Source organism: Pseudomonas sp. KB_12 (assembly GCF_052114545.1).
Taxonomy (GTDB): Bacteria; Pseudomonadota; Gammaproteobacteria; order Pseudomonadales; family Pseudomonadaceae; genus Aquipseudomonas; species Aquipseudomonas brassicacearum.
Map to the genome: position 1 here is coordinate 1 of NZ_JBFREY010000076.1, position 2,699 is coordinate 2,699.

Annotated in this window: 1 protein-coding gene; it reads left to right on the top strand. The window is 66.3% G+C overall.

Going from position 1 to position 2,699, the window contains the following annotated elements:
• Positions 1–2,699 (top strand): condensation domain-containing protein (locus AB4Z20_RS27915; RefSeq protein WP_442091211.1); only part of this gene is annotated, 2,699 nt, incomplete at both ends.

Here is a 2,699-nt window from a genome sequence, read left to right on the forward strand (position 1 = left end):
ATCCTCGACGAAGCCCTGCAGCCGTTGCCGATTGGCAGCATCGGCGAGCTGTACATCGGCGGCGTCGGTGTGGCCCGGGGTTATCTGAAACGTCCGGACCTGAGCGAGGAACGCTTCCTCGCCAGCCCGTTCGTGGCCGGTGAGCGCCTRTAYCGYACCGGCGACCGYTGCCGCTTCCTGRCCGATGGCAAYATCGARTACCTGGGRCGTCTCGACCATCARGTGAARCTGCGCGGCCAGCGCATCGAGCTGGGGGAAATCGATGCTGCGCTGCTGGCCCAGACCGGTGTTCGCGACGCCGCCACTTTGTTGCTGGATCAGCGTCTGGTGAGTTTCTGGTGCGGTGACGCCGATGAGGCGACCCTTCGGGCCTACTTGAACGACAGCCTGCCCGCACACATGCAGCCAAGCCTCTTGGTCCAGCTCGATAACCTGCCGCTCAACAGCAACGGCAAGCTCGACCGCAAGGCATTGGCCGCCACGTCGCTGCCGCAAAACCAGAACGACCAGCCGCGCACCGCGCCGCGCACGGTCACTGAAACCGTGCTCTGCGAACTGTTCAGCGAAGTGCTGGGTGGTTCGCAAGTTGGCATCAAGGACAACTTTTTCCAACTCGGCGGCCATTCCTTGCTGGCTACCCGCCTGGTCAGCCGAGTCCGTGAGCGCCTCGGGGTTTCCCTGCCCTTGCCGCTGGTGTTCGCCCAACCGACGGTAGCGGCCTTGGCCGAGCATCTGCGCGCGGCCATGCCCGGTGAGTCGATCAGCGCACAACCGCGCCCGGCGCAATTGCCCCTGGGCCTGGCTCAACGCCGGTTCTGGATGCTCAGCCGCCTGGTGCCGGAGTCCCGCGAGTACCACATGCCATTCGCCCTGACCTTGCGCGGCGAGCTGCAGGTCGAGGTCTTGCGCGAGGCCTTTGCGCAGGTCAGCCAGCGCCACCTGGTGCTGCGCAGCCGTATCGTCGAAGTCGACGGCGAGCCGCAATTGCTGATCGACGACCACGGGCCGGCGCTCGCGGTCACTGGCGTTGCAACCCAGGACTGGGCCGCGACCTGCGCCAATGCCCAGGACGAGCTGATGACACCGTTCGACCTGGCCGCCGCCGCGCCTTTGCGTGCGCACCTGCTGCAACGCCAGGGCAGTGACGAACACCGGTTGCTGGTGTGCCTGCATCACAGCGCCACCGACGGCTGGGCCATGCAGTTACTCATCGACGAACTGACCCAGGCCTACGCCGCCGGCCTGAACGGGCAGTCGCCTGCCTGGGCTCCGCTGGAAATCGATTACGTCGATTTCGCCCTGTGGCAACAGCACCCGGACACCCAGGCCCGGCGCGGTGACAGCCTGGACTACTGGAAAAACCACCTGGGCCAGGACGACTACCAGCTCGACCTGCCCCTCGACCATCCACGCGGCGCCGAAGCCGATCGTCGCGCCCGGCAACTGAACGTGCGCCTCGGCACCCAGCGCGCCGAAGCCATCCGGCAGTTCGCCCGTCAGCGCGGCACCACCACCTACGTGGTGCTGGCCACGGCCCTGAGCGCGCTGCTGGCCCGCTACAGCGGCCAGCGGGAGATTCGCCTCGGCACCCCGGCGGACCAGCGTGACCACGCACAAACCCAGACATTGCTGGCCTGCCTGGTCAACACCCTGGTGATCCGCAGCGACGTCGACCAACGGGCCCCGGCCGAGCAACTGCTGGCCAGCCTCGAGGCCGACCTGCGTGCAGCCCAAGCCCATGCTGACCTGCCCTTCGCCACCCTGGTCGGCGCCGTCGCGCAAAACCGCGACTTGAACCGTACGCCGTTATTCCAGGTGCTGTTCTCCCTCAACTATGGCCGGGTGGACAGCAGCCAATGGCCTGGGCTGAACGTCGAAGAACAGATGCTGCCGGTGATCGACGCCAAGTTTGAACAGAGCTGGGAAATCCAGGACGACGGCAGCGACATGACGCTGGCGCTGGAATACCAATCGGCCTTGTACGACGAAGCGACGATGCACCGCTGGAGCGCGCAGTGGTGCGCGCTGCTTGACGCCCTGGTGGCAAGCCCTGGACGCCCTCTGGTCGAACTGTTCCCGCAACAGCAGGATCAGCAGCAACTGGACCGCTGGAACGCCACCGACCGCCACTACAGCGGCCCAACCAACCTGCACACCGCCCTGAGCCAACAAGCCGCCCTGAGCCCCAACGCCCCGGCACTGGTGTTCGAAGGCCAGCGCCTGACTTATGCCGAGCTGGACCAACGGGCACAAACCGTTGCCCGCGCCCTGCGCGCCGCCGGTATTGGCACCGACAGCATCGTGCCGGTGTGCATGGAACGCTCGGTGGAGATGGTCGTGGCCTTGCTCGGCATCGTCCATGCCGGCGCCGCGTGGCTGCCGCTGGATCCGCAGTTGCCTGCCGCGCGCCTGGCGTTCCTGATCGAAGACGCCGACGCCCGGGTCACCTTGACCCAAGGGCAATGGCTGTCGCGCCTGCCCGTTGAGCATCAGGCTTGGACTCTTGACGCTCTGCCCCAGGCACCCGCCTTCGAGCCGATCAGCGTCGAAGCCCACGACCTGGCCTACGTGCTCTACACCTCCGGTTCCACCGGCCAACCCAAAGGCGTGATGAACGAACACGGCGCCTTGATGAACCGTCTGCATTGGATGCAGGACGCCTTCCCGATTGGCCCGAACGACCGTGTGCTGCAAAAGAC